This window comes from Rhizobium sp. WSM1328 (assembly GCF_057653715.1).
The window spans coordinates 4,626,256-4,652,223 of record NZ_CM172788.1; the positions used below are offsets into that span (position 1 = coordinate 4,626,256).

A 25,968-nucleotide genomic window follows, 5' to 3' on the forward strand; every position below is an offset into this window, starting at 1 on the left:
TCGGTTTTCCTACATCGGGGAAGCGGCCTATTGCCGGCAGGAGAGTTCCCATGCGGCCAATGATGATGCTTCTGATATTGCTCGTTGCCGTCTCGAGCCTCGCCCCGGCGTCCGCCTTTGCCGTCGACTGGACGAAATCCGTCGATCCGGGCGTTCAACCTCTTTATCCCTACAAAGGTCTTCCCGGCGTCAAGGCGCAGCCGGACAAGAAGGAAGAGGAATCCTACAATTGCCGCACCGAAACCGTGCAGATCCGCCGCCGCTATGACGAGATCTTCCGTTCGGGCGGCATGCCGACGCTGATGTATGTCTGCGAACGCGACGGCTTCATCTCGATGGACGACAAGGTTCCGCTCCGCGGCCACTATCAGCCGGTGCGGTGAGGGGTTTCAGGCGGTCAGCAAAGCCGATGGATGCGCCTGTCTGAAACATTCGATCGGAAGCTCCATCCTGAGATAGTCGAAGCCGGCATTCGCTTCCGATCGATCGACGATCGAATACTTGACCATGCCCCCTTCCTCCGCGCGCCGCAGCGGCAGGCTTTCGGCTGCCGCAAAGCCCAGCCGCTTTTATAGGCCGATCGCTTTTTCATTGTGGCAGAAGACGTGCAACGCGGCGGTTTCGACCCAAGTCGGAGCCGTCTGGCCGGATCCGACTTGTCCTTGAGACTGACGATATCGACCTGCGCCATGAACGACTATCCCTGATTCCGCTCACGCCTTGCGGCAGACACAGTAGCCGCCCGGAGAGGAGGACAGCACGAGCTTGCCGTTCAGAACCGGATCGACTTCGAAGCGGTCGGTTTCCGCCAGATAGTCGGTGACGGCCTTCAGCGGCTCATTGCCGCGCAGCCATACCTTGGAGCGCTTTGTGAAGGCCTGTTCCTCGGTCAGGTGGCCGATGAACGTGTCGGCGACGACGAGGTAGCAGCCTTCCGTTACCAGCGGACCGTAGGCGCGGCATTCCGCCAGAACATGCTCGTAGGAATGGTCGCTGTCGAGCACCACCATCACCCGGGCCCCCGGCGGGATCTCGGCCTTCACGGCGGCAAGCACGTCGTCGTCGACCGAACCGCCCTGGATCATCTTGATGCGGCTCGACATCGGATGGGATTCGATCGACTCGCGATTATGGGCGCGGATGTCGATGTCGATGCCGACAACCTTGGCCGCGTCGTTGCCCATGGCGGCGAGGATCGACGCCATGAAGATCAGCGAGCCGCCGCGCGCGATGCCGGTTTCGATGATGACATCGGGCTTGGTCGCCCAGATGACTTCCTGGGTCGCCAGGATATCGACCGGAAGCTGGATGATCGGTACGCCCATCCATGACCAGAGATAGGAATAGTCGAACTTGTCGAGCCCGATCAGCGTGTTCAGCGATTGTTGGAAACTTGCCTCATCCTTGCCGAGCGCAAGCGACATTTCCCGCTTGTGGGCTTCGAATTCGAGACGATCGTCCTTCGTGGTCATGACTATTCTTTGTCCTTCGCTGTAGGGCTGTCTTAGACCGACTGCCGCAATGCTGTGCTGTTGTGATAGATCCGCCCGGCCGCCACATCGAGCAGCGTTGCCGCCACCCGGTCGATATCGGCTTCGCTCATGTCGTGATAGCTGGGCAGGTTGATCGCGCGGCCCGGAATGCTCCAGGCGTTCACGTTCTGTGGCCGATCCTCAAACATGGAGAGGCTGGAGAGGGGATAGAAGAAGACGCGCGCGTCGATATTGGCGGCCTCGAAGGCCTGCTGCATCATCTCGCGGGTGGTACCCGTCGACGGATGAAAGACTGCGGTCGGCATCCACGCACCGTTGATCGTGCCGCTATATTCCGGGTTCATCGAGATGCCGGGCAGGGCGGAAAGCCGGACCATATAGGCCGCGAGGATCTCCCGCTTGCGGGCGACGAGCTCTTCGATGCGTTCGAGCTGTGCGCAGCCGATGGCAGCCTGGATGTTGGACATCTTGTACTTGAAGCCGATCTCGTCGGGCCAGAACTGCTTGGTTTGGCCGCGCGCTCGGCCGTGGTTGCTGAGCGTCAGCACCCGTTCGTAAAGCGCGGCGTCGTTGGTGACGAACATGCCGCCTTCGCCCGTCGTCAATGTCTTTGTGCCGTGGAATGAGAAGGTGCCGAAGGCGCCCATCGAGCCGGCGCGGCGGCCGTGCCAGACGGAGCCGACCGCTTCGGCCGCATCTTCGATCACCGGAATGCCCGTCCGCTTGCCGATCTCCAGCAGTGCGTCCATGTCGCAGAGATTACCGTAGAGATGCGTGGCGATGATGGCCTTCGTCTTCGGCGTGATATGGCGCTCGACCTCGCCCGGATCGATGCACCAGGAATCCGGCAGCACGTCGACGAAAACCGGCTTGGCGCCGAGATGGACGATCGGCGAGACGGTGGCGACCCAGTTGGTGTCAGCGAGGATCACTTCGTCGCCTTCGCCGACGCCGAGCGCGGCCAGGCCCATGTGCATGGCGCCGGTGCAGCTCGAGGTCGCGATGGCGAAGCCGCTGCCGAGATAGGTCTTGAAGTCGCGTTCGAAGCGGTTGATGTAGTCGTAGCAGTGTGCGCCCCAGCCGGTCGCTGCCGCATCTGCGGCATAATCGGTTTCAAGCTGGGTGATGGAAGGCTTGGTGTAGAAGATCCTGTTTGTCATGCCGCTAATTTCTGTTGAATTGAAATCAAGACGCAGGCGCCCGCCACGACGCTAGTTTTCGAAGCTGGCGCGAGGCTCACATGATGATGTGCCGGGCGAGATCGTGCTCGTGGAACACGAGATTGGGCAGGTAGCCCGAGTGCTACGCTGTTGACCGTGATCGCTCCAGCCTCACATAAGGTTCCGATGAAAGATGGAAAATGAGACATTTGTGCCCGCTTGCCCTTCGCAAGGACGTCCGCCGCAAATGCGCCACTTGTTCAGGTAGGAAGGTTTGTAAAGTTCATGACCACCAAGGATGATAGGCAGGAGTTCGAGGCCAGCAAGCGCGAAATGAGCCTCGCTCTAGGTCGTGACACGGATGTCTTCCGTCAGACGCTCGATACTCTGGTGAGCCTGGACAAATACGACTATTCCTATCTGTGGTCTTGGATGGGCATGCCAATCATCCAAATGCCCGCCGATGTGATGGCCACCCAGGAAGTTATCTGGGCCACCAAGCCAGACGTGATCGTTGAGACGGGCGTGGCGCGTGGCGGATCGATGATCTTCCAGGCTGCCATGCTACAACTGATTGGCAAGGGCAAGGTGGTCGGCGTAGATATCGACATTCGCGCCCATAACCGTCAGGCGATCGAATCCCATCCGATGGCGCATCGCGTCGAACTGATCGAAGGGCCATCCACCTCCGCCGAAACCATGGCGAAGGTCAAGGCGTCTATCCCTGAAGGGGCCTCGGTCATGGTCATTCTCGACAGCGATCATAGCAAGGCGCATGTACTGGATGAATTACGCAATTACGCGCCGCTGGTGACAGACGGCCAGTATCTCGTCGTTGCCGATACGATCCTTGGCCGTTACGAACCTTCCCAGGTCCCGACCAAACGCTCCAAGGTTCTCTTACCTGGCGATGAGCCCTTGGTTGCCCTCAATGATTACTTGCAGGAAACGGATCGTTTCGAGTTGGATACCATCATCAATGGAAAGCTCGTTCTCTCCAGTTCTCCGGGCGGCTATCTTCGATGTGTGCGGTCCTAAGCATGCGATTGATGCGATCAAATCAAAAATTCTCGTCGATTAGTCGACGTACTTTGGGGCCGACGGAGTATGGAGGTATCGGATGCATTTAGGCTCGACATTTTACGACGAGACTGAACTAAGATCCCTGCCGTTCCGGCATCTTGGGTCGAACGTAAAGATTAAAAGAACCGCCGGACTTTTTTTCGTGGAGAATATCTCCATCATGGATGACGCGCGGATCGATGATTTCACCATCATTGTGGCAAGTAGGGAACACGTTGAGATTGGATGTAATGTGCACATCGCGTCACAGTGTTATATATCTGGGAGTGACGGCTTCGTCATGGAGGACTTTTCGGGTTTGGCACCAGGTGTCAAAATCTACACCTCAAGCGATGACTACACGGGTGAAAAGATGACCAACCCGACTCTGCCGCGCCATCTTATTGGCGGCCCTGCTGGGAAAGTCGTCCTCCGCAAACATGTGATTATCGGCTCCAACTCGGTCGTTTTGCCTAAGGTAACAATTGAGGAGGGAAGTTCTGTAGGTAGCCTATCTCTCGTAAATAAGTCTCTCCCTGCATGGGGAGTATACGCTGGTATCCCCGTCAGGCGTTTACGCGATAGATCTCAAAATCTTCTGATCCTTGAGAAAGAACTGCGAGCATCACAGGCCTGATAGGCAAGCTATCGCCCCGCAGAGCGTGATCCACGCGCTGAAGCGGTCGAGATTGTGGACGGCAACCTCGCGCCCCAGCCGGTGGCGGCGGCATCGGCAGCATAATCCGTTTCGAGCTGGGTGATCGAAGGCTTGGTGTAGAAGATCCTGTCTGTCATGCCGCTAATTTCTGTTGAATTGAAATCAAAACGCAGGCGCCCGCCACGACGCTAGTTTTTGAAACTGGCGCGAGGCTCACATGATGATATGCCGGGCGACATCGTGCTGGTGGAACACGAGATTGGGCAGGTAGCCGAGTGCTACGAAATACTCCCGGTCGTTGTCGGCGCTGACGAAGACGGCGGTGCTTTCCAGCGGACTGCCGCTGAGTTTCACCGTCACCTTCACCTTTTCGCTGAGGCCGAGTTCGCGCATCAGGCCTTCGAGCGCGGTGATTTCCGGGAAACCGCCGAGAAGCAGCGTATCGATGCCGATTGCCGAATTCACTTCGCTCACCAGCGTCTGGATGGCGACCATCAGGGGCAGCCTTTCACGGAAACTGCGAATTTCCGGGTGGTCGAGCATCCCGCCCCACATGATGCGGGTATAGAGTTCATAGGCCTTGATGAAGTTCTTGCGCTCCGCCCAGAAGCGAAAGGCGACCGCCATGCGATTGAGAGTGAAGATCTTGCACATCTCGTCATACTTGAGATGCGTCTCGGGCGTCAGGTTCAGCGCCCCGCGCCTGGCTCCCGTATAGAGAAAATATTCAAGCCCGCCGCGATAGCGATCCCAGCTCGTCATGACGTCGTTGGTGCCTTCTTGCGGACGGTCGCGGACGATCGCCGAATTGGCGATGGAACGGTAGAACGGGCGCTGCAGGAAGGAGACCGCGCCCTGATCGAGGAAATGCGCAAGGAACGGGAACGGATAGAAGCAGAATTCCCGCGGGATCCAGGCCGACCGCAGGGTCGACGAGCGGTAGATCGCGATTTCCGGAAAGATGTGGCGTTCGCAGATATACTGGAAGACGTCGCCGAAACTTCCCTGCGGAAACTTCCGATCCTCGTTGACATTGTAGAACTTCGTGATGTCGGTTTTGGCGACTTCGTCGTAGAGGAACCACGGCGCATGGGCGCAGGTCACCTCCTGATTGTTGTCGAGATATCTGATGGTTTCGGCCACCGCATCGGCAATCAGGATGTCATCGTCGGCGAGATAGATGAGGTATTCGCCCTTGCCGAGGCGCAGAGCGCTCGTGACGTTTGCCGCGGCGCCGGCATTGGTTTCACGCTTGTAGTAGCGGATCGGCAGCCCGCGGGCGATGAATTCCTCGACCACCTGCTGCGTGCCATCCGTGGAGGCATTGTCACAGATCACGATTTCGAAGGGAAAGTCGAACTTGTAATCGTTCTCGCAGTAGGTCAGCGCGTTTCTGAGATAGGCTTCGCGGTTATAGGTCGGGATGCAGATGCTGAGTTTGATACCGCTCAAAGGCTTGTCTCCTGGCCGTAGCTGTCAAGCGCTGCGTCGCGCTCGCTGATGATGCTCGGCGGGAACGGCCAGCCGATGGAAAAGGCGGGATCGTCCCAGCGGACGCCACGGGCAAGTTCCGGCACATAGGCTTCCGACATCTGGTAGAAGAGCTCGCAATTATCCTCGAGCGTCAGAAAGCCGTGCGCGCATCCGGCAGGTATGTAGAAGGCATTGTGCCTGATAGCATCGAGCTCGACGGAGGCCCATTTGAGATAGCTCGGCGAATCCGGCCTCAGATCAACAGCCACGTCGAATACCCTGCCGCGCGTGGCGCGCACCAGCTTGATCTCCGGCCGCGGTTGGGCTTGGTAGTGCATACCGCGCAGCGTCCCGCGCTTGTGGTTCTGCGAGATATTGCACTGCGGGTAGACGGGGACGAGACCTTGCGCCGCAAAGGTCTGCGCGTCGAAGGTTCGTGCGAACATTCCCCGGTCGTCGGAGCGCGCGTCGACTTCCACGACAAAGGCGCCCGAAACCGCGGTCGGAAGGAATTTCAACCGAGCACCGTCAGTTCCGGCACGGCGACCGCGAAGCGTCCCCCCCAGGCACCGACCCTGCTGTTGGCCGCAATGACCTCGTTCTTGATGTTCCAAGGCAGGATGAGCACGTAATCCGGCTGCGTTTCGTCCATCTTCTCCGGGGCGTAGATCGGCAGTTTGCTCCCCGGCAGGAAATGCCCCTGCTTGTGCGGATTGCGGTCGACGACATATTCGATGAGGTCGGTGCCGACGCCGCAGAAATTCAGCAGCGTGTTGCCCTTGGCGGCAGCGCCATAGGCGGCGACCTTCTTGCCGCTGCGTTTGGCTTCCGCGAGGAAGGCGAGCAGCCCATTCTTGATCGGTGCGACGCGGCTCTGGAAAGCTTCGTAGGTTTCAACCTTGTCGAAACCGGCGGCTGCCTCATCGGTGCGGACCTTGGCAAGTCCGCGGCCGATTGCGTGAACCATGGACGTTGCGCGGCAGGCAAGCACGCGGAGACTCCCGCCATGGGTCGGCAATTCTTCAACGTCAAAGATCTTGAGGCCGTGCGCCGCGAAGACCTTTTCGACGGCGAGCAGCGACAGATAGTAGAAATGCTCGTGGTAGACAGTGTCGAACTGGATATTTTCCATCAGCCGCAAAAGGTGCGGGAATTCGACGCTGACGACGCCGTCCGGCTTCAGTACGGCCGAAAGTCCGCCGACGAAATCGTTGATGTCGGGCACATGTGCCAGCACGTTGTTGCCGATGACAATGTCGGAGGCAAGGCCGCGGGAGACGAGATCGGCAGCGGTTTCCCTGCCGAAGAAGCGCGCTTCCGTGGGAACGCCGATCTGCCGTGCCACTTCCGCGACGTTCTCGGCCGGCTCGATGCCGAGCACCGGCACGCCGGCTTCGACGAAATGCTTGAGGAGGTAGCCATCATTGCTCGCCACCTCGATCACCTGCGATGTCTCGCTGAGACCGAAGCGCTTGCGCGCCATGATCGTAAACTGGCGGGCATGCTCCACCCAGCCGTCGCTGTAGGAGGAGAAATAGGCATAGTGGCTGAAGATATCCTCCGGCGGAACGAAGGCATCGGCCTGCACCAGCCAGCATTCAGAGCAGACGAAGGCGCGCAGCGGATAGGAGGGCTCCGGCTTGTTGAGCTGCTCTTCCGTCAGATAGGCGTTGGCGAGCGGCGTCGAACCCAGATCGACGAAACGATGCTTCAGCGGAGCGTTGCAGAACCGGCAATTGTGCGCTGTCATGATACTGTTTCCTCATATGCCGCGATCTGGCCGAGCGAGAAGGCGCGCATGTCTACGCCCTCGCGGTTGGCCTTGTACCAGGCGGCAGTCCAGTCGATTGTCTGTTGCAGGCTGAGCCGCGGGCGCCAGCCGATGGTGTCGAGCGCAAGCGCCGAGCTCAGCGTCAGCGCCGGAGCTTCCGGCAGATGTTCGCCTGGCGCAAGCCGCCACACGTCTTCGACGCAGTGCGCGCGTCCGAGCGCTTCGGCGAGTTCGGAAACAGTGGCGAAGCTTTCGGGATGCGGACCGAAATTCAGTGCATCCGGCAGATCCCTGCCGCGCTGCTGCGTCAGCACCTCAGCGAAGCTCAGATAACCGCCAAGCGGCTCCAGCACATGCTGCCAGGGGCGGATCGCCGCGGGATAGCGCAGCATGATCGGTTCACCGCCTTCGAAAGCGCGGATGAAATCCGGGATCAGCCGGTCCTTCGACCAGTCGCCGCCGCCGATGACATTGCCGGCGCGGACCGTGGCGAGCCTGAGATCGCGCCCCTTGAAGAAACTGTCGCGGTAGCTCTGGCAGACGAGTTCGGTGCAGGCCTTGGAGTTGCTGTACGGATCTTTGCCGCCGAGCACATCGGTCTCGACGAAGGGTATGCCGCTGCCATTATTGGCGTAAACCTTGTCGGAGGTGATGACCAGCACGGTCTTGACGGAGGGCGTCTGCCTGACCGCGTCGAGAACATTTGCCGTTCCCATGACGTTGGTCGAAAAGGTCTCGGCCGGGTTCTCATAAGAACGCCGCACCAGAGCCTGCGCCGCCATATGGATGACGATCTCCGGTTGGAAGCGCCTGGAGAGATTAAGAACCGCCTCGGCGTCGCGGATATCGACGATGTGATGGCCGCGATCGTCCCAGGGAGCAAGCTTCCGATAGAGCGATGGTTCGGTCTCAGGCACCAGCGACACCGCGGTAACCTCAGCGCCGAGCCGCTCCAGCCACAGGGAAAGCCACGATCCCTTGAAGCCGGTATGTCCGGTCAGGAAAACCCGCCGCCCGTTCCAGAAGTCCGTCAGGCCCATAGTTTCCACGGTGCCTTTCCGGAATTCCAGAGCTCTTCCAGGTGGTTGCGCTCGCGGAGCGTATCCATGGGCTGCCAGAAGCCATCATGCTTGAAGGCGGCGAGCTCGTTGTTGGCGGCGAGCCATTCCAACGGTCCGGCTTCCCAGATCGTGTCGTCGCCCGGGATGAGATCGACCACCGACGGGTCGAGCACGAAGAAGCCGCCATTGATGCGCTGGCCGTCGCCCCTCGGCTTCTCGATGAAGGAGGTGATGAACTGCCCCTCGATATTCGTGGCGCCGTAACGTCCGGGCGGAGTGACCGCGCACATCGTCGCCTTGAGGCCATGGCTGCGATGGAACGCGACTTCGGCGGCGATATCGACGTCGCCGACGCCGTCGCCATAAGTCATGCAGAAGGGTTCGCTTGGCGTCAGATGGTCGCGAATGCGCCCGAGACGGCCGCCGGTCATCGAATGCATGCCGGTATCGACCACGGTCACGCGCCAGTTCGGTCGTGTGCCGCCGTGATAGTTGATGCTGTTGGAGGCGAGGTCGACGGTGATGTCGTTGTGGTGCAGAACAAGGTTTACGAAATATTCCTTGATCAAATAGCCCTTGTAGCCTGCGCAGATGATGAAATCATTGAGCCCGTGATGGGCATAGATGCTCATGATGTGCCAGAGGATCGGCATGCCGCCGATTTCGACCAGAGGCTTGGGTCGGATACTGGTCTCCTCGGCAAGACGAGAGCCAAGGCCACCGGCGAGAATTACGACTTTCATCCCAAGCGAACTCCAGAGTGTCTAGTCAGGTTTCCCGACCACCCTCAGAGCCGCCCGGCTCTTTACAGGCGGAACGGCCGTATGTTCATCCTTGTCTCGGTATCCGATTTCGTTCTTGTGCGAGGCTTGCGGGGGTGTCGGAACGGGCAGCCGCGCGTGTCGCAGGCCATGCGTTGAGTAATGGCCGAAGGCACGTCCTTCCAGTTTTACGAGGAGCACCAAGCGGCCCAATTCATCCGAACGGAAAGCGGCTGATCCTGATAGGAGAGCGTCAGATACTGCCCGCCAATTGCTGCCGACAAAGGCGGGCGCGTCGGCGGGAAGAAAAAATCCCACTTCGGAACCCGAAATTCCCCCGCTTCGGGATTCCGAAATTCGACGCCTTTCGCGGGCTGTCGCCGTGGAGAAACATCCAATGATTTCAATCCCGCAGCCAATTTCGGGATTCCGAAGTGCTATATAGATTATGGTGGGAGTCCCCCCGCGCCGCCAAACCTTGGCCGGATCGTGTGCGGTTATGCCTCCAGACGAAGCTGGAGGGAAGCGTCGTCTGCCTCGACGACCTTGGGCTTACGCTTTGTTGCCGCACGGCGTGCTGGCTTGGTGGTTTTCGGCCGAGTGTCGGAGCCGAGCTCGTCTGCCACGGAGCTGGGCACCAGCAGACCGGCCGCAGGCCCCGCAGCGGCTACCTCAATGACCGGCTTCGGCGGCGGCATTTCAATGGCCGGCTTGGCAGCTGACACCTCGCGGGCCTTTATAGGCTCGGGGGTGCTGGCTGGGGTTGTGGCGAATCGGATCATCAGCAAGACTCCATATGTTCGCTTTATGTTCGCATTTGAGAGTGAGGGAGTCAATGCAGGCCAGCTATCAAGAGCGGCAGGAATAAACATCTAGAAATGAGGGCTTCGGAGAGATCTTGGGAGCTATTGAGCGAACAAGCCTTTGATCGCATCGCGACGGGCTTTGTTGCAACGCACCTGCGCAACTCTAGCTGAAAAGGCTTAACTCCTTGATCTTGGTAGCGATCAAGAATGGAATGGTGCCCAGAAGAGGACTCGAACCTCCACACCCTTTCGGGTACCAGCACCTGAAGCTGGCGCGTCTACCAATTCCGCCATCTGGGCGACGGAGAGCGATGTAAGGGGGTGGCTCTTGACTGTCAACTGGGTTTTTGAAGTTTTTCTGACAGTTAGTGAAAAAGCAGCCGATCACATGGGCGGGAGCGCCGGAGGGCGGGCATAGCGCTCCGGCTGGTGCGCCCTATATAAGGGAAATACCCGAAAGGAATGCCTCATGCTTGCTCCCCGCACGCTTCTGCTCGCCGGCCTTCTCGCCATTCTCGCGCCCGCCATCGCCGGGGCTGATTCGCTGAAGCTGGGCAAGCCGGGGATTGGGCCGTTGAACACGGGGTCGACGCTCTGCGATTTTCGCGGCTGCTTCGGTTTCGGGCCGCAGCAATGGCATCGTCCCGCCTATGTCCAGCCGAACTACCGTCCACGCGGCGCGGGGCCAACTTATTACCGGCCGGGCGCTGCCGGCCGGCCGCAGCTGACCTATGATCCGCCACCGGTGCAAAGGGTGCAGCCGAAGCCGCGTGACATGAACAGCCATGCTGCCTGGTGCAGCAACGAATACCGTTCCTACAATCCGAGGACGGATCGTTTCCTGACGTATGAGGGCATCTACAAGACCTGCCGCTCGCCCTACCGATGATCGTCGTGATCAGCTTTCGAGCGAGGCGCGGTCGACATGGCCGAGATCTCGGCCGGGCTCGACGATGTCGCGGACGCGCTGTTTCAGCTCCTTCGGCCCGGGAAAGCCGCCGTCGCGCTTGCGCTCCCAGATCAGATCGCCATTGACGCGGATCTCGAAATTGCCGCCGGTGGCGGGGATCAGCGCCACTTCGCCGAGGCTGTCGGAAAAGGTATGCAGCAGCTCCTGCGCCATCCAGCTAGCGCGCAGCAGCCAGTTGCACTGGGTGCAGTAGAGGATCGTGACGCGGGCTTTTTCGGTCATGGCGATATCCTTTCGTTTGCTGAGATTTAAGCCCTGTGGCGCGTGCGCGCAATCGCCCTCTCACAAGCGTCTTGCGCACCGCCTTCCGCCATGGTCTCTTCCCGTGATCGGCCATACCAGGAAGAGCCCATGCGCGTCGCAGTCATCGAAAACATGCGGAATACCGGCCTCGGCGCGCTTGCCGCTGCTCTCGAAGAGGCGGGCGCGGAGATCGAATGGTTCCGGGTATGGCAGGATGGCATCCTGCCGAAAGATATATCGGGCCATGACGCGCTGGTCGTTCTCGGCGGCGAGCAGAGCGCGCTGGATGACGAAACCCACCCCTATCTGCCGGAACTCGTCCGGCTCACGCGCCGCTTCGGTGATGCCGGCAAGGCGGTGCTCGGCATCTGCCTCGGCAGCCAGATCCTTGCCCGCGCCTATGGCGCCGACAATCTCTTGGGCGCCGCCCGCGAATTCGGCTGGCACGGGATCGGCGTCACCGCCGAGGGCCGGGCCGATCCGCTGCTGTCGGCGCTTGGCGGCGAATTCACCATCTTCGAATGGCATGCCGACACGTTTTCCCTGCCTGAGGGTGCGGTGCGCCTCGCCTCGAGCCCCGTTGCCGAGAACCAGGCGTTCCGCATCGGCCGCGCCGTCTATGGCACCCAGTTCCATTTCGAGGCCAATTCGGAGGTCGTCGCGCAATGGAAGGCCGAATTTCCCGATACGATCGCGCGCATTGCGCCGGGCTGGCTGGAGAACCATGCCGAACTGGCGGCAAGACACGCCGGTGCAGCCGATGCCGCGGGCCTTGCCATCGCACGCGCCTGGGTCAGCCTGATCGAGCGGGAAGAGGTCGAAATGCTGTCGCAGGCCTCGGCTTGAGGGGTGATGCGATGCCGGCCAGCGAACGCGAGAAGATGGCGGCGGGCGAATGGTATTGCTGCCTCGATGACGAGCTTGATCTCTTGCGCCGGCAGGCGCGCTTAGCCGTCCACGCGCATAACACGCTGCCGCCGGATGAGCGTGGCGCCGTCGCGCCGGCCCTGAGGGCGCTCTTTGCGCATGCAGCACTCAATGTCTTCATCGAAGCGCCGTTTCACTGCTCCTACGGTATCAATATCACTCTCGGCGAACGCGTCTATTTCAATGCCGGCTGCACCATTCTCGATTCCGGCCGTGTGAGCATCGGCGATCGCAGCATGTTCGGCCCTGGAGTGCAGATCTATTGCGCCGAGCATCACAAGGAGCCGGCACTGCGCAGCACCGGCATCGAGATCGCCCGGCCAGTGACGATCGGCAATGACGTCTGGATCGGCGGCAGCGCCATCGTCCTCGGCGGCGTCACGATCGGCGACGGTGCGATCGTCGGCGCCGGTGCAGTGGTGACCAGGGATGTGCCGGCCGGCGCAACCGTGGTCGGCAATCCAGCCCGCATCCGATAACGCCGGCAAAGCGGCCGCGATGACCTCGCCATCTCGACAGCGACGAAAGTTCCGCTAGATCAAAAGGCAAAACGGGAGGACATCATGAGCGAGCGAACCTTACCCACCGAAGGCGGCTGCCGTTGCGGCCGGGTGCGGTTGAAGATCAGCGCCCCGCCGCTGCTCACCATGGCCTGTCATTGCACCGGGTGCCAGAAGATGACATCAAGCGCCTATTCGCTGAGTGCGGCCATCCCGAGCGAAGGCTTCGAGGTGACCCAAGGCGAGCCGGTGATCGGCGGCCTGCATGGCATCACGAAGCATTATTTCTGCCCGCATTGCATGAGCTGGATGTTCACCCGGCCGGAAGGCATGGACTGGTTCGTCAATCTGCGCGCGACCATGCTCGACGATCCGAGCTGGTTCACCCCCTTCATCGAGACATGGACGAGCGAGAAACTGTCCTTCGCCGAGACTGGCGCGGTGCACAGCTACGAGGCGTTGCCCGAGATGGAGGCCTATGAGGGGCTGGTGAAGGAGTATATGGCGCGAAGTTGATCTCAGAAGCCCTGGAAGAGAAAGTCCGTGGCGCCGATGATGGCATCGCTTTTGCCCGATAGATCCGCCACCACTTTTCCAATTTCCGCGGTCGGGACCGATGCCATGCGCTGGGTGGCCATCACATAGGTTTCACCCTCAATAGGAAAGCGTGGGTTCAGTCGCGAGATCGACCAGCTCAGTTCCTGTACTGGATGCAACGGAACCATGACGCGCGAAGGCAGATCGTCAAGCAGATTGGCTTGAAGATCGATGGCCAGGAGATTTCCGCTTTTAAGGCGATAGACGTGAAAGCGTGCCATTAAAACTGACGGTATTTGGCGAAGGGCAAGCCGTGCTTTTCAACATATTCGTTTTCCAGACGGATAGCCTCAGCGTTCTCGATACGCCAAAGCCGCTCGCGCTCCGCCTTTATGGCCTGTGCGATGCCGTCTTCCGCCGCCCGGGATATGTTGATCTGAAGCGCGCGCGCCTGGGAGACCAGATTTTCGTCAAGAGACAGGTTCGCTGCTTTTCTCGTCTGCTGAGCCATAACGATCTCCTCAATTTTATGCGCAGATGATATGCGCATAAAATACCGTTGAGAAGCGTTATTCGTCGCCCATCTTCAGCGCTGCGATGAACGCTTCCTGCGGAATTTCCACCTTGCCGAACTGGCGCATGCGCTTCTTGCCGGCCTTCTGCTTGTCGAGCAGCTTGCGCTTGCGGGTAGCGTCGCCGCCGTAGCATTTCGCGGTCACGTCCTTTCGCAGCGCCGAGATCGTCTCGCGGGCAATGACGTTGCCGCCGATCGCCGCCTGGATCGGGATCTTGAACATGTGCTTCGGGATCAGCTCCTTGAGCTTCTCGCACATGTCGCGGCCGCGCTTTTCGGCGGCCGTCCGGTGCACCATCATCGACAGCGCGTCGACCGGTTCGCCGTTGACGAGGATCGACATCTTCACGAGGTTGCCCTCGCGGTGGTCGGTCAGCGTGTAGTCGAAGGAGGCATAACCCTTCGAGATCGACTTCAGCCGGTCGTAGAAATCGAAGACGACTTCGTTGAGCGGCAGGTCGTAGGTCAGCATCGCACGCGTGCCGACATAGGTAAGCTCGATCTGGATGCCGCGCCGGTCCTGGCAGAGCTTCAGGATGCTGCCGAGATAATCGTCGGGTGTCAGGATTGTCGCGCGGATCCACGGCTCGTGGATTTCCGAGATTTTGACGACATCGGGCATGTCGGCCGGATTGTGCAACTCGCGCTCCGTGCCGTCGGTCATAAACATCTTGTAGACGACCGAGGGTGCGGTGGCGATGAGGTCGAGGTCGAACTCGCGCTCCAGCCGTTCCTGGATGATTTCCAGATGCAGCAGGCCGAGGAAGCCGCAGCGGAAGCCGAAACCGAGAGCCGCCGACGATTCCATTTCGAAGGAGAAGGAGGCGTCGTTGAGGCGAAGCTTGCCCATGGCGGCGCGCAGATCCTCGAAATCGGCGGCGTCGACCGGGAAGAGGCCGCAGAACACCACCGGCTGCGCCGGCTTGAAGCCCGGCAGCGCCTGGGCCGTCGGCCGCTTGTCCTCGGTGATCGTGTCGCCGACGCGGGTATCGGCCACTTCCTTGATCGAGGCGGTGATGAAGCCGATCTCGCCGGGGCCGAGGCGGTCGATATTGACCATCTTCGGCGTCAGCACGCCGACGCGCTCCACCTGGTATTTCGCATCGGTGCCCATCATCCGCACCGTCTGGCCCTTGGTCAGCACGCCGTCGATGACGCGGACGAGAACCATGACGCCGAGATAGGCGTCGTACCAGCTGTCGACGAGCAGCGCCTTCAACGGCGCCTTTTCGCCGCCGGGGCTCTTCGGCGCCGGTAGCCTGTGGACGATCGCTTCCAGCACATCGGGAATGCCGAGGCCGGTCTTTGCCGAAATCAGCACCGCCTCCGAAGCGTCGATGCCGATCACCTCCTCGATCTGTTCCTTGATGCGGTCGGGTTCGGCGGCCGGCAGGTCGATCTTGTTGAGGACGGTGACGATCTCGTGGTTGTTGTCGATCGCCTGGTAGACGTTGGCAAGCGTCTGCGCTTCGACGCCCTGGCTGGCGTCGACGACGAGCAACGAGCCCTCGCAGGCCGACAGCGACCGTGAGACTTCATAGGCGAAGTCGACGTGGCCGGGCGTGTCGATCAGGTTGAGAATGTATTTCTCGCCGTTGTTCGCCTGGTAATGCAGGCGCACGGTCTGGGCCTTGATGGTGATGCCGCGCTCGCGCTCGATATCCATATTGTCGAGCACCTGCTCGGACATTTCGCGCTCGGCAAGGCCGCCCGTCGTCTGGATCAGGCGGTCGGCCAGCGTCGATTTGCCGTGGTCGATATGGGCCACGATCGAAAAGTTGCGGATATGGGACAGCGGAGTGGTGGAATTGGTGCTCATGCGCGCCATATAGCAGCGCCGCCCCCTGCCGCAAAGCGGTAATTATCCTGCTGTTTACGCTATTTCGTCCTGTGCCGGGCGCCGATCAGACCGGCCACGTCTCCAGCCGCCAGGCCGAATCCCAGAACATCCATTCATATTGCGAGGCGCGCACGAAGACATCGGTCATTTGCGCCCGCTCCACCGGCGATGCGGCGCGGGCGGCGATGTCGGTCAGCGCGATCACTTCGCGGGCACCGGCGGCAAATTGCGGATCGCCATAGGTGTTGATCCAGGCCTGGAAAGCATTGCCTTCGATAGCAGGCCGGTTCTTGATCGCTTCGCCGACATGCCAGTAGATCCAGAAGCAGGGAAGGATGGAGGACAGCGCCACCGCGTAGGAGCTGTGATAGGCGGTGGCAAGCAGGAAGTTGGTATAGGCAAAGCCGGCAGGCGAGGGTTCGGCTGATGTGACGTCGGCAGACGTGATGCCGAACTGGGTGAGGAAGCCGGCATGCAGGCCCTGCTCGACGGTGATTGCCTTCTGTGCCGAACCGAGGAAGCGCAGGACCTGCGCATTGTCGGGTGCCTTGGCCGCGACGATCGCAAGGCATCGCGCATAATGCTTGAGGTAGAGCGCATCCTGCAGGATGTAATGGCGGAAAACCTCCGGCGGTAGCGTGCCGTCCGAAAGCCGCTGCAGCAGCGGCAAGGCCTCGATTTCAGCCATGATCGGCGCGATCCTGTCCCAGGCGGCAGCCGTGAAGCTTCCCGTCAGTTCCGTGCTCTGCGTGCTGGCGTCCATCACTCTCTCCTCGGATTACGCCGCCATATATGGACGGCGCAGCGGCGAAAGCAAGGCGCGTTTGGCCGCTTTTCGTAGGCACTTGATTCCATTATCAGATAATGTATTTCTCTTATAGTGGAATCATTGGACTGGTAAATTGGACGGGAAAATGGAACCGGAACTCGAACAGGCGATCGGCATCCGCATCCGCACGCTGCGGCAGGAAAAGGCTTTGACGCTCGATGATCTTGCTGCGGCCTCCGGCGTCAGCCGGGCGATGATCTCGCGCATCGAGCGGGCGGAGGCGAGCCCGACCGCCTCGCTGCTGGCCAGGATCTGCGCCGCGCTTGGCCTGTCGCTGTCGGCCTTCTTTGCGGAAGACGGGCAGGCCTCGCCGCTCGCCCGGAGGCAGGAACAGCAGGTCTGGCGCGATCCGGAGACGGGATATATGCGCCGGTCTGTTTCACCCCCGGGCACGGCTTCGGATGTCGATATCGTCGAGGTTGAATTCCCGGCCGGCGCCCGCGTCAGCTTCCCCCCGCATGCGAGCGTCCATGGCATGACGCAGCATATCTGGCTGTTCGACGGCGAGCTGGAGATGACGGCGGCTGAGACTGTCTACCGGCTGCGCCCGGGGGATTGCCTCTTCATGCCGGTCGGCGAGGGTCACGTCTTCCACAATCCCGGCAATATGCCGGCACGCTATTGCGTCGTGCTCGATCGCGGCGGCCGATAACAGCTTTCATTTCAGGAGAACAGTATGCCCGCTATTCGTATCCTTTCCGCCGAGGAGGCCCGCGCTGCCGTTCCGGCCCTTTCGCAAGTGCTTGTCGATTGCGTCGCGGGCGGTGCCTCCGTCGGCTTCATGCAGCCCTATGGGCCTGAGGACGCCGAGCCCTATTGGTGTGATGTCGCCGATGCCGTTGCCACCGGCGGCAATCTGCTACTGGTCGCTGAACTCGACGGCAGGATCGTCGGCACCGTCCAGGTGGGTGCCGCGCAGATGCCGAACCAGCCGCATCGCGGCGATCTGAAGAAGCTGCTGGTGCATCGCTCGGCCCGCGGCAGGGGGCTCGCCCGGCTGCTGATGGATGCCGCCGAACGCGAGGCAGCAAGCCGCGGCAAGACCCTGCTCGTGCTCGACACGGCAACCGGCAGCGATGCCGAGGCGATCTATCCGCGCTTGGGCTGGCAGCGCGTCGGCGTCATCCCCGATTATGCGCTGTGGCCGGAAGGCGGCTTCTGCGCCACCACCCTGTTCTACAAACGGCTCGCCTGATTGCGCCGGTCCCGCTCATGCCGGCCTGGCGAAGACCGGAAACGCGCCGCCAAGCGTCGCGCCCGCCGTCCATTGCGCGGCATTCCAGCCGAATTGCCGCGCCGCTTCGACATTCACCGCCATATCGTCAATGAAAGCGATTTCGCCGGGCAGCACGCCGGCCCGCTCGGTCGCCATTCGGAAAAAGTCAGGCGAAGGTTTGCTGTGCCCGAGTGCTGCGGAATAAATGATGTCGTCGAAATGTGCGTTAAGGCCGATCTGCTCCATCAGGTAGCGCGCCCGCCTATGCTCCTGGTTGGTCGCCAGCAGGAGAGTGATGCCGCTTTGCCTGAGAGCGGCGAGTTCTTCCAGCAGATTGCGATCGAGGCGGGAATCGTTTTCGAACCAGTAGTCGATCAGCGTTTCAGCGCTGAGGTGGGGCGCGATCTTTGCGAGAACGCCGGCGAGCCTCGGCTCCAGCGCCGCGCGGCCGATGATGATATCGCCCCAGTGGGTCTGGAAGAATTCCTGCTGCAGCAGGTCGAGGCGCAGCCCGAGATCGCGCTCGAGATAGGTGAAGAGAGGCAGGCCATCGGTCGGGCGACCATGAATGAGCACGCCGTCGACATCGACCATCAGCACTTTCATGCGGAAAATTTCCTCGTTCTCAAATCACCGGCGAAGGTGGCGTCATTATTCCAGACGATCAAGAGGTCGCGCGGCTTTTTTGTCGGGGCCGAGCCGTGTAAATCTCCATTGTCAATCAAGGGCAAGATCTGAAATGCGCGTCATCTATTCCGAAGATCACAAGCTGCGCGATGCCAGGACCGAGCTGCACGCCGGCCAACTGGTGACGCCCTTCGAGGCGCCGTTCCGCGCCGAATGGATTCTTGCGGCGGTCAAGCAGGCGGGCTTCACCGACGTCGTGGCGCCCGATCCGCACGGACTGGAAACGGCTCGAAAAGTACATGATCCCGCCTATCTGGATTTTCTCGCCACCGTATGGGACCGCTGGGTGGCGGCTGGTTTCACCGGCGAGGCGATCGCCAATTCCTTTGCCGTTCGCCGCACCAGCCAGCGTGTACCCGACAATATCGTCGGCGCGATCGGCCACTACGCCAATGCCGCCGATACCTCGATCACCAAGGGCTCCTACGAGGCGGCGATCGCTTCCATGCGCTGTGCTATATCAGGCGCCGACTGGCTGACGCAGGGCAATCGCTTCGCCTTCGCGCTCTGCCGCCCGCCCGGGCACCATGCCGGCATCGATCTCTTCGGCGGCTATTGCTTCATCAACAATTCGGGCGTCGCGGCACAGCGGCTGCTCGATAGCGGTGCGAGGAAAGTCGCGGTGCTGGATGTCGATTTCCACCATGGCAACGGCACCCAGGATATCTTCTATCGCCGCGGCGATGTCTTCACCGCCTCGCTGCATGGTGATCCCATGCATGCCTTTCCCTATTTCCTCGGCCATGCCGACGAGGAAGGCGAGGGCGAGGGCGAAGGTAGCAACCGCAACTATCCGATGCCGCCGGGCACGCCTTGGGATGTCTGGTCTTCGGCCCTTGCCGATGCGCTCACCCGCATCAAGACATTCGGCGCCGAGGCGGTCGTCGTGGCGCTCGGCGTCGATACCTTCGAGCGCGATCCGATCTCCTTCTTCAGCCTCACCTCGGACGATTTCACCCGCATGGGCGCGATGATATCAGCCACCGGCTTGCCGGTGCTCGCCTGCATGGAGGGCGGTTACGGCGTGCCGGAGATCGGCCTTAACGTCGCCAACGTCCTCAAGGGTCTGGAAGCCTGATCACCGCCGATGACCGACGAGACCGTTCCATCCGATATCCCGACATCCCGCATGCTGAGCTGGGCGCGCAACTCCGCTATCTATCGCCTGGAGCGACGGATGATGACGGAAAAGCAGCTGTTTGACGCCATCAGCCGCAAGGCGAAGGAGAAATTCGAGGATATCAGCGCGGCGCAACTCAAGGCCATCGCCGATTTCGCGGTCAAATTTGCCTATGACAACAAGGTGCTCGACGACAGCGCCTATGCGGAGATCAGCACGCGCTCTGCCGTGCGCGGCGGTAAATCGAAGCGCGCGATCGCCCAGAAGCTAGCTGCCAAGGGCGTCTCCAGCGACAAGGTTGGGGCTGCACTTGAAGAGGCTGACGATCTCTATGCCGCAGCGATATTTGCCCGCAAGCGCGCCTTCGGCCCCTTCCGCCGGGTCGAGCTTGACGAAAAGCGAAAGGCCAAAGAGCTTTCGGCTTTCGCCCGCAACGGCTTCAGCTTCGATATCGGCAGGAAGATCTTCGACATGAGCTTCGAAGACGCGGAAGAGGTCATCCTCGCCGGCCGATCTTTGGTGCCTCAGCATCAGCGCTCTTGATCCCGGCATGAAAAGATTGAATTTGGTTCTCCCCCGTCTTCGGCTTAGAACCGCGCCAGGATCGGGGGCCACATGGACATCAAGAATATCGAGACCGGCACGGATAGCGCAGCCTTGATTGCGCAGCCGGGCGTATCGTCGGCTTCGGGCGGCTTGGCGGCCGGTGTCGCGATGTGCCTGATGTCGATGTCGTCGATCCAGTTCGGCGCGGCACTGTCTTCGTCAGCCATTGCGACCTATGGCGTTGCCGGCGCCACCTGGCTGCGGCTTGCTTTCGCGGCGATCATCCTTGCCGCCGTCATCAGGCCTTCGGTGCTGCGTTATAGCGGCGCCCAATGGCGGGCGACATTGCTGCTCGGCACGACGACGGCTGCCATGACGCTCTGCTTCTTCGCTGCGATCCAGCGGCTGCCGCTCGGTCTGGCGATCGCCATCGATTTTCTTGGGCCGCTCTCGGTCGCCGTCTTCGGCTATGGCCTGACCTGGCGGCTCACCTGGCCGTTGATCGCTGCGGCCGGCATTCTCTTCCTCGCCCATGACGGCGAAGGCTGGGTCGGCAATTCCTCAGGCGTCCTCTTCGCCCTCGGCTCGGCTGTGGGATGGGCGGTCTATATTCTGCTGACGAAGAAGGTCGGCGCCGCCTTCAAGGGGCTGGAAGGTCTCTCGATGTCACTGCTCGTTGCCGGCCTCGTCGCAACTCCTTTCGGTCTTGCCGAGACAGGGGGCGCTTTCACGCTGAAGGGACTGGTCGAGGTTCTCGGCCTTGCCATTCTTGTGCCGCTCTTGCCCTATGCGCTGGAGATGGTGGCGCTGCGGCGCATGCCGTCGGCATCATTCGGCATCTTGATGAGCCTCGAACCGGCGCTCGGCGCTCTCGCCGGCTTTCTGATCCTCGCCCAGCCGATGACCGCGCTGCAGATGCTGGGTACTGCGCTCGTCGTGGCGGCCAGCGCCGGCGCCACCGCCTCGGCGGCGAAGAGCTAGAAAAGTGTCAGCGTTTTTGGGAACGCCGTCTCTACAAGATGGATCAGGCGGGTTTGCGGGCGGGATCGTCGAGCGCCGGATTGTAGAACAGCGACAGTATCAGGCTCTTGGCGATCCGCTCCGCCGTTGCCATAAACCAGGCCTTGGCCTCCGGCGTTGGCGCGATATCGTCAAGCGTTGCGGCAAACAGCGACAGCCACTTCGGAAAGAGATCGGGTGTCAGGTTCTGGACACCCGTATGCGCCTGCACCGGCTTGCCACCATAGGCGCCGCTGCGGAAGGCAACGGCCGACCAGAAGCTCTTCATTTTCGCCATATGCTCCGGCCAGCGCCCGGATAGCCTGGCGTCGAACACCGGGCCGAGATCGGGATGCGCGAGCACGCGCCCGTAAAAGGTCTCGACCAGCCTGTCGATGAAGGCCGCGTCGACGCCCATTTCCCGCATCTCCGCCTCCGCCCTTTCGCGGATCGCCGCGACATGGGCAGGGCGGCCCTGAATGTCATTGTCCATTCCAAAACCCCGGCGCCGCGTGATGCGGCGCCCTCTCATATAGGTATTTATGGCAGCGCGCCAAAGTCGTCCGCGCCGCTTGCGGCAATCTGTCAGCAGCCTGCGGCGCCGCGCGTTTTTTCGAGCCGCGCAAAAGGACGCTGTAGCACTTTGAATTGCCCCACGCACTTGACCGCCACCGCCGCGCTCTTTAGATTTAGAATAATTCTAAAAATTGGAGAAGATCATGCTGGCGCGGTTTTTCAGATCCTCGAAACGATCCTTCGAATCGCTGTCCGAGCAGGAGATCCTTGCCCTTGGGATCGCCTCCGAGGAAGACGATGCCCGCATCTATCTTGCTTATGCCGACAGGCTACGCCGCGATTTTCCGGCCTCGGCCAAGGTCTTCGAGGATATGGCCGAGGTCGAGGATACGCACCGAAAATCGTTGATCGAAATCCATCGCCAGCGTTTCGGCGAGCGCATCCCACTGATCCGGCGCGAGCATGTGCAGGGTTTTTACGAACGCAAGCCCGACTGGCTCAGGGCAAACCTTTCGCTGGATGCGATGCGGCAAGAAACCGAGGCGATGGAGGAGCAGGCCTATCGTTTCTATGTCGAGGCGGCAAAACGCACCTCGGACGCCTCGACGCGTGAGCTTCTCGGCGATCTCGCCCTCGCCGAACAGGGACATGAGGATATCGCCCGCATGCTAGGCGACAAACATACGCCCGAAGACGTCAAGCACGACGAGGACGCGACGGTGCATCGGCAATTCGTGCTGACCTATGTGCAGCCGGGCCTTGCCGGACTGATGGACGGCTCGGTCTCGACGCTGGCGCCGATCTTCGCCGCCGCCTTTGCCACCCAGGATACCTGGCAGACCTTTCTCGTCGGTCTTTCGGCCTCCGTCGGCGCCGGCATCTCGATGGGCTTCACCGAAGCCGCCCATGACGACGGAAAGATCTCCGGCAGAGGCTCGCCGGTCAAGCGCGGACTTGCCTGCGGCATCATGACGGCGCTCGGCGGCCTCGGCCACGCACTGCCTTATCTGATTCCGCATTTCTGGACGGCGACGATCACCGCTGCTGTCGTCGTCTTCTTCGAGCTCTGGGCCATCGCCTTCATCCAGAACCGCTACATGGAAACCCCCTTCCTGCGCGCCGCCTTCCAGGTGGTGCTCGGCGGCGGTCTGGTGCTCGGCGCCGGTATCCTGATCGGGAATGGGTGAGGAGCGGTCGGGCGCAGCCCGAGCAATCGATCCAGCGAATCGATTGCAGCGACGAACGCCCTGAGCCCAAAGCGAAGGGCCGGGAGACGGTGCGGCATCCCAAACCAACAAAACAAAAAGGCCGGCAAACCGCCGGCCTTTCCACATTCTCTATTGCAACTCTTACCGCAGCGCGCCGACCAGGACGTCGCGGCCGTTCTCGATGGTGACCCAGCGGCCGGCATTGTAGCTCGACTGGCGCTTGACGAAGGAATAGGGCGTCCCAAACCACGGCTTGACGTCGGAAGCGAGGTTGTCGAGCACGAAATCGCCCTCGGCGGTGCGCAGCGTCAGCACGGCATGGCCTTCGCCGTCCGGCTTGCGCACGACGGTCATCAGCAGGTCGGCAGCCGAAAAGCCGCGCTGGATCAGCATGCGGCGCTTCAAGAGCGCGAAATCTTCGCAGTCGCCGGCGGTGGTCGGATAGGCCCAGACCTCATCCTTGCCGTAGATTTCCTTGTCGGTCATCGGCGTGATCGTGCGATTGACCGTGGCGTTGACCGAACGCACGAGCGACCACTTCCCCGGGTTCATGGCGACCGGGCCTGCGTTGCGGTTTGCGCCGCATTCACTGCGGTGGATCTGACAGAAATCGTAGTGGCCGATCGGCTGTGAGGTGGCATTGCCCGTTACCATTGAAGCATTTCTGCTTGGGGCCGGTATGGCGGCCGTCGCCATCGCAAACACGGCCATCATGGCCACAAAGATACCCTTGATCCGCACGCCCGCTCTTTCCTTGCATCGCCCCTTATTTATTAACAAAGTGTTAATGGAGAGGGCACAAAAGAGTCAATCGTTACTTCTTGGGAGGACCTTGCGACTCGCCGACATGGTTAAAATGCAACGGCTTGGGGACCTGCAGCAGGCGAATTTATCCGCCTCTGCCATTCAGGCGGGCATCTGCCTATTTGTTGATGAACGGATGATGCCTTTGACGGCACTCAGGAGAAGCGCGATATCGCCGGGGCGTGAAAGGCGATGGTCGCCGTCGCGGACGAAGGTCAGCACCACGTCGTCGGCGGGAAGATGTTCGACCAGTTTCATCGCATGCGCATGCGGCACGTCGGCGTCTTTCATGCCCTGGAGAATGTGCACCGGGCAGCCGGTTTCGATGATGCCGTCGAGCACCCGGTTCTTTCGGCCGTCCTCGATCAGCGCCCGCGTATAGATGTTGGGTTCCGGGCTGTATTGAGAACGCTCTTCGAAATAGCCGCGCTCGGCCAGCGATTTGCGCTCTTTCGCCTTGAGGTTCGGCTCGATCAGCTCCGAGGTGAAATCGGGCGCCGGCGCAATCAGCACCATGCCTGCGAGCTTTGGGAGCGTCACGCCGCCCTGCCGCGCAAGCTCCTGCGCCAGCCTGAGCGCGATCCAGCCGCCCATCGACGAGCCGACGAGGATCACCCGATCGGGCGCGACATGACGGATGACGGCAAGCGCCTCCTCCAGCCAGCGCGAGATCGTGCCCTCGCCGAAATTGCCGCCGGAAAGTCCGTGGCCGGAATAGTCGAGGCGGATGCAGGCGAGCCCAAGTTCCGCCGCCAGCCCGTCGAGTTCCACCGCCTTGGTGCCGCTCATGTCGGAGCGGTATCCAGACAGCCAGACGAGCGCCGGCGCGCCATTGCCGGCCTGCGCCGGGCGGACGAGCATGGCGATCTCACGCGCCGCCTCGCCCTCGCCAACCGTCAGGAACTGCGGCGCGGAATCGGGCATCTGATCGGACATCGGCGAACCTCCTGTTGTTTTGGCCTATAAAACAGATTCTTGGCAGGCTGACAGCGGGTGATTTTTCCGCTAAAGGATGATATTGACTCCGTTGCAGCGATGACGCGACACGTTTGTGCCCCTGATCGGGAGCGCGAGGCTGCAACGTTCCGAAAACAACGCGAGGAGAATACGACCATTCGCAGACCTTTTAAAACCGATGCGCCCGTGAAGGACGGACCGCGCTCGAACCGTGAAATCCGCATTCCCAAAGTTCAGCTGATCGGGGCTGATGGACAGAATGTCGGCATCGTGCCCACCGACCAGGCTTTGAAAATGGCGGAAGAAGCCGGCCTCGATCTCGTCGAAATTTCCCCCAATGTCGAACCGCCGGTGTGCAAGATCCTCGATCTGGGCAAGCTGAAATATGCCAACCAGAAGAAGGCTGCCGAGGCGCGCAAGAAGCAGAAGATTGTCGAAGTCAAAGAAATCAAGATGCGCCCGAACATCGACACCCATGATTATGAGGTGAAGATGAAGGCGATGGGTCGCTTCTTCGACGAAGGCGACAAGGTCAAGGTGACGCTGAAGTTCCGCGGCCGCGAAATGGCCCACCAGGAACTCGGCATGAAGCTTCTGCAGCAGGTCAAGGCCGATACGATCGAGTTCGCCAAGGTCGAAGCCGAACCCAAGCTTGAAGGCCGCCAGATGATGATGGTGCTGGCGCCGAAATAAGCGCCAGGCAGTTTTTCGCCCAAGGCCGTCCGCAAGGGCGGCTTTTGTGCTTTCTGCCATTCTGCTTTGGGCCGGTGTATTTTGGGAGGCGCGAAGATTCCTCCGCGGCCCCGTTGCACTTTCATGACGCTGCGGTTATAAGCGCGCGTCCGAACTGACCGGCAGGGCATGCCGTGGCAGTTTCGAATGCTTGCGGAACGGTTCGTCGCCGATGCCGCAGATCAACAACAAACGCTCCCGCACCTTGTTGCGACGGCCGGAGAACCGGACTTCGCGGGAAGGGCTTTTTTGATGAAGCGCGCAGGGAGGACAGAAGGAGTAGCAAAATGCCCAAGATGAAGACGAAGTCCTCTGCCAAGAAGCGGTTCAAGATCACCGCGTCAGGCAAGGTCAAGGCTGCCGCTGCTGGCAAGCGCCATGGCATGATCAAGCGTTCCAACAAGTTCATTCGCGATGCACGTGGCACCATGGTTCTCGCAGAACCGGATGGCCGCAAGGTTATCAAGAATTACCTGCCGAACGGTCTCTGAGACTCGTCCGCGAACGCTAGATTTAAG

33 protein-coding genes and 1 tRNA gene are annotated in these 25,968 nt (G+C 60.9%); 15 read left to right on the plus strand and 19 right to left on the minus strand.

Translation table 11 applies throughout. The annotated features are described in order from the left end of the window. Positions 1 to 50: 50 nt before the first annotated feature. The gene (locus tag AC2444_RS22805) at positions 51 to 383 is read left to right on the plus strand and encodes a hypothetical protein (RefSeq protein WP_012759752.1); all 333 of its coding nucleotides are present in this window, start codon (positions 51 to 53) and stop codon (positions 381 to 383) included. A gap of 330 nt (positions 384 to 713) precedes the next feature. Here the strand turns inward: AC2444_RS22805 and AC2444_RS22810 are convergent, their stop codons facing one another. Further along, positions 714 to 1,472, minus strand: coding sequence for a cephalosporin hydroxylase family protein (locus tag AC2444_RS22810; protein WP_012759754.1), 759 nt, complete (start codon positions 1,470 to 1,472; stop codon positions 714 to 716). A 32-nt stretch (positions 1,473 to 1,504) separates the two neighbouring features. Next, positions 1,505 to 2,653 carry a DegT/DnrJ/EryC1/StrS family aminotransferase gene (locus AC2444_RS22815; protein ID WP_012759755.1) on the minus strand — a complete coding sequence of 383 codons (1,149 nt, stop codon included), beginning with the start codon at positions 2,651 to 2,653 and terminating at the stop codon, positions 1,505 to 1,507. 285 nt (positions 2,654 to 2,938) lie between these two features. Between AC2444_RS22815 and AC2444_RS22820 the strand changes: the two genes are divergently transcribed. Then, positions 2,939 to 3,691, plus strand: a complete 753-nt coding sequence (locus tag AC2444_RS22820; RefSeq protein ID WP_012759756.1) for a cephalosporin hydroxylase family protein — start codon at positions 2,939 to 2,941, stop codon at positions 3,689 to 3,691. 82 nt (positions 3,692 to 3,773) lie between these two features. Beyond that, a complete protein-coding gene (locus AC2444_RS22825; RefSeq protein ID WP_012759757.1) occupies positions 3,774 to 4,352 on the plus strand; it encodes an acyltransferase in 579 nt (192 codons plus the stop codon). Positions 4,353 to 4,360: 8 nt separating this feature from the next. Here AC2444_RS22825 and AC2444_RS22830 read toward each other — a convergent pair whose 3' ends face one another. The 8 genes from AC2444_RS22830 to AC2444_RS22865 form a co-directional block, all read right to left on the minus strand. Continuing rightward, entirely contained in the window at positions 4,361 to 4,510 is a 150-nt protein-coding gene (locus tag AC2444_RS22830) for a hypothetical protein (protein ID WP_157628347.1), read from the minus strand. Between the two features lie 76 nt (positions 4,511 to 4,586). Then, positions 4,587 to 5,825 (minus strand): glycosyltransferase family 2 protein, encoded by a 1,239-nt coding sequence (locus tag AC2444_RS22835; RefSeq protein ID WP_012759758.1) that lies wholly within the window; start codon positions 5,823 to 5,825, stop codon positions 4,587 to 4,589. After that, the gene (gene rfbC, locus AC2444_RS22840; protein WP_012759759.1) at positions 5,822 to 6,364 is read right to left on the minus strand and encodes a dTDP-4-dehydrorhamnose 3,5-epimerase; all 543 of its coding nucleotides are present in this window, start codon (positions 6,362 to 6,364) and stop codon (positions 5,822 to 5,824) included. Before rfbC ends, AC2444_RS22835 begins: the two co-directional genes overlap by 4 nt. Further along, a complete protein-coding gene (locus AC2444_RS22845; RefSeq protein ID WP_012759760.1) occupies positions 6,361 to 7,596 on the minus strand; it encodes a class I SAM-dependent methyltransferase in 1,236 nt (411 codons plus the stop codon). Before AC2444_RS22845 ends, rfbC begins: the two co-directional genes overlap by 4 nt. After that, positions 7,593 to 8,657 carry a CDP-glucose 4,6-dehydratase gene (gene rfbG / locus AC2444_RS22850; RefSeq protein ID WP_012759761.1) on the minus strand — a complete coding sequence of 355 codons (1,065 nt, stop codon included), beginning with the start codon at positions 8,655 to 8,657 and terminating at the stop codon, positions 7,593 to 7,595. The genes AC2444_RS22845 and rfbG overlap by 4 nt, the downstream gene beginning before the upstream one ends. Further along, positions 8,648 to 9,421, minus strand: coding sequence for a glucose-1-phosphate cytidylyltransferase (gene rfbF / locus AC2444_RS22855; RefSeq protein WP_012759762.1), 774 nt, complete (start codon positions 9,419 to 9,421; stop codon positions 8,648 to 8,650). Before rfbF ends, rfbG begins: the two co-directional genes overlap by 10 nt. Positions 9,422 to 9,936: 515 nt before the next feature. Further along, positions 9,937 to 10,221: a hypothetical protein gene (locus AC2444_RS22860; protein WP_012759763.1), complete on the minus strand. Its 285-nt coding sequence runs from the start codon at positions 10,219 to 10,221 to the stop codon at positions 9,937 to 9,939. A 237-nt stretch (positions 10,222 to 10,458) separates the two neighbouring features. Beyond that, a tRNA-Leu gene (locus AC2444_RS22865) sits at positions 10,459 to 10,545 on the minus strand. A gap of 169 nt (positions 10,546 to 10,714) precedes the next feature. Here AC2444_RS22865 and AC2444_RS22870 point away from each other — a divergent pair. Next, positions 10,715 to 11,134, plus strand: coding sequence for a BA14K family protein (locus AC2444_RS22870; protein WP_012759764.1), 420 nt, complete (start codon positions 10,715 to 10,717; stop codon positions 11,132 to 11,134). Between the two features lie 9 nt (positions 11,135 to 11,143). On the opposite strand, the gene AC2444_RS22875 is transcribed toward AC2444_RS22870, so the two are convergent. Further along, positions 11,144 to 11,437, minus strand: coding sequence for an Rdx family protein (locus AC2444_RS22875; protein ID WP_003544579.1), 294 nt, complete (start codon positions 11,435 to 11,437; stop codon positions 11,144 to 11,146). Between the two features lie 90 nt (positions 11,438 to 11,527). Between AC2444_RS22875 and AC2444_RS22880 the strand changes: the two genes are divergently transcribed. From AC2444_RS22880 to AC2444_RS22890, 3 genes are all read left to right on the plus strand, one after another. Beyond that, positions 11,528 to 12,304 (plus strand): type 1 glutamine amidotransferase, encoded by a 777-nt coding sequence (locus AC2444_RS22880; RefSeq protein WP_171815707.1) that lies wholly within the window; start codon positions 11,528 to 11,530, stop codon positions 12,302 to 12,304. Positions 12,305 to 12,315: 11 nt separating this feature from the next. Continuing rightward, a complete protein-coding gene (locus tag AC2444_RS22885; protein WP_012759766.1) occupies positions 12,316 to 12,864 on the plus strand; it encodes a sugar O-acetyltransferase in 549 nt (182 codons plus the stop codon). Between the two features lie 84 nt (positions 12,865 to 12,948). After that, positions 12,949 to 13,401, plus strand: a complete 453-nt coding sequence (locus AC2444_RS22890) for a GFA family protein (RefSeq protein WP_012759767.1) — start codon at positions 12,949 to 12,951, stop codon at positions 13,399 to 13,401. A gap of 2 nt (positions 13,402 to 13,403) precedes the next feature. Here the strand turns inward: AC2444_RS22890 and AC2444_RS22895 are convergent, their stop codons facing one another. The 4 genes from AC2444_RS22895 to tenA all read right to left on the minus strand — a co-directional run bounded on the left by AC2444_RS22895 (position 13,404) and on the right by tenA (position 16,599). After that, on the minus strand, positions 13,404 to 13,703 hold the full coding sequence (locus AC2444_RS22895) for a CcdB family protein (RefSeq protein WP_012759768.1): 300 nt from the start codon (positions 13,701 to 13,703) through the stop codon (positions 13,404 to 13,406). Further along, the gene (locus AC2444_RS22900; RefSeq protein WP_012759769.1) at positions 13,703 to 13,933 is read right to left on the minus strand and encodes a type II toxin-antitoxin system CcdA family antitoxin; all 231 of its coding nucleotides are present in this window, start codon (positions 13,931 to 13,933) and stop codon (positions 13,703 to 13,705) included. Before AC2444_RS22900 ends, AC2444_RS22895 begins: the two co-directional genes overlap by 1 nt. A gap of 58 nt (positions 13,934 to 13,991) precedes the next feature. Then, the gene (gene lepA, locus AC2444_RS22905; protein ID WP_012759770.1) at positions 13,992 to 15,824 is read right to left on the minus strand and encodes a translation elongation factor 4; all 1,833 of its coding nucleotides are present in this window, start codon (positions 15,822 to 15,824) and stop codon (positions 13,992 to 13,994) included. A 76-nt stretch (positions 15,825 to 15,900) separates the two neighbouring features. Continuing rightward, a complete protein-coding gene (gene tenA / locus AC2444_RS22910) occupies positions 15,901 to 16,599 on the minus strand; it encodes a thiaminase II (protein ID WP_012759771.1) in 699 nt (232 codons plus the stop codon). Positions 16,600 to 16,750: 151 nt separating this feature from the next. On the opposite strand from tenA, the gene AC2444_RS22915 reads away from it, so the two are divergent. Together AC2444_RS22915 and AC2444_RS22920 are read left to right on the plus strand one after the other, a co-directional pair. Continuing rightward, positions 16,751 to 17,317, plus strand: coding sequence for a helix-turn-helix domain-containing protein (locus tag AC2444_RS22915; RefSeq protein WP_012759772.1), 567 nt, complete (start codon positions 16,751 to 16,753; stop codon positions 17,315 to 17,317). Between the two features lie 24 nt (positions 17,318 to 17,341). Then, positions 17,342 to 17,860 carry a GNAT family N-acetyltransferase gene (locus AC2444_RS22920; protein ID WP_012759773.1) on the plus strand — a complete coding sequence of 173 codons (519 nt, stop codon included), beginning with the start codon at positions 17,342 to 17,344 and terminating at the stop codon, positions 17,858 to 17,860. Between the two features lie 15 nt (positions 17,861 to 17,875). On the opposite strand, the gene AC2444_RS22925 is transcribed toward AC2444_RS22920, so the two are convergent. After that, positions 17,876 to 18,487: an HAD family hydrolase gene (locus AC2444_RS22925; protein ID WP_012759774.1), complete on the minus strand. Its 612-nt coding sequence runs from the start codon at positions 18,485 to 18,487 to the stop codon at positions 17,876 to 17,878. Positions 18,488 to 18,620: 133 nt separating this feature from the next. Here AC2444_RS22925 and AC2444_RS22930 point away from each other — a divergent pair, with 133 nt between their 5' ends. From AC2444_RS22930 to AC2444_RS22940, 3 genes are all read left to right on the plus strand, one after another. Beyond that, on the plus strand, positions 18,621 to 19,646 hold the full coding sequence (locus AC2444_RS22930) for a histone deacetylase family protein (protein ID WP_012759775.1): 1,026 nt from the start codon (positions 18,621 to 18,623) through the stop codon (positions 19,644 to 19,646). Positions 19,647 to 19,655: 9 nt separating this feature from the next. Next, a complete protein-coding gene (recX, locus tag AC2444_RS22935; protein ID WP_012759776.1) occupies positions 19,656 to 20,231 on the plus strand; it encodes a recombination regulator RecX in 576 nt (191 codons plus the stop codon). A 72-nt stretch (positions 20,232 to 20,303) separates the two neighbouring features. Then, positions 20,304 to 21,215, plus strand: a complete 912-nt coding sequence (locus tag AC2444_RS22940; protein WP_012759777.1) for an EamA family transporter — start codon at positions 20,304 to 20,306, stop codon at positions 21,213 to 21,215. Positions 21,216 to 21,258: 43 nt separating this feature from the next. Here the strand turns inward: AC2444_RS22940 and AC2444_RS22945 are convergent, their stop codons facing one another. After that, positions 21,259 to 21,726 carry a group III truncated hemoglobin gene (locus AC2444_RS22945; RefSeq protein ID WP_003544609.1) on the minus strand — a complete coding sequence of 156 codons (468 nt, stop codon included), beginning with the start codon at positions 21,724 to 21,726 and terminating at the stop codon, positions 21,259 to 21,261. A 226-nt stretch (positions 21,727 to 21,952) separates the two neighbouring features. Between AC2444_RS22945 and mbfA the strand changes: the two genes are divergently transcribed. Continuing rightward, positions 21,953 to 22,936 carry an iron exporter MbfA gene (gene mbfA, locus AC2444_RS22950; RefSeq protein ID WP_012759778.1) on the plus strand — a complete coding sequence of 328 codons (984 nt, stop codon included), beginning with the start codon at positions 21,953 to 21,955 and terminating at the stop codon, positions 22,934 to 22,936. A 162-nt stretch (positions 22,937 to 23,098) separates the two neighbouring features. Here the strand turns inward: mbfA and AC2444_RS22955 are convergent, their stop codons facing one another. Next, complete coding sequence (locus AC2444_RS22955; protein WP_012759779.1) at positions 23,099 to 23,698, minus strand: transglutaminase-like cysteine peptidase; 600 nt, start codon at positions 23,696 to 23,698, stop codon at positions 23,099 to 23,101. A 165-nt stretch (positions 23,699 to 23,863) separates the two neighbouring features. After that, complete coding sequence (locus AC2444_RS22960) at positions 23,864 to 24,697, minus strand: alpha/beta hydrolase (RefSeq protein ID WP_012759780.1); 834 nt, start codon at positions 24,695 to 24,697, stop codon at positions 23,864 to 23,866. Positions 24,698 to 24,874: 177 nt separating this feature from the next. On the opposite strand from AC2444_RS22960, the gene infC reads away from it, so the two are divergent. Then, positions 24,875 to 25,411 carry a translation initiation factor IF-3 gene (infC, locus tag AC2444_RS22965; protein ID WP_072640862.1) on the plus strand — a complete coding sequence of 179 codons (537 nt, stop codon included), beginning with the start codon at positions 24,875 to 24,877 and terminating at the stop codon, positions 25,409 to 25,411. Positions 25,412 to 25,737: 326 nt separating this feature from the next. Continuing rightward, entirely contained in the window at positions 25,738 to 25,941 is a 204-nt protein-coding gene (gene rpmI, locus AC2444_RS22970; protein ID WP_012759782.1) for a 50S ribosomal protein L35, read from the plus strand. Positions 25,942 to 25,968: the final 27 nt, after the last annotated feature.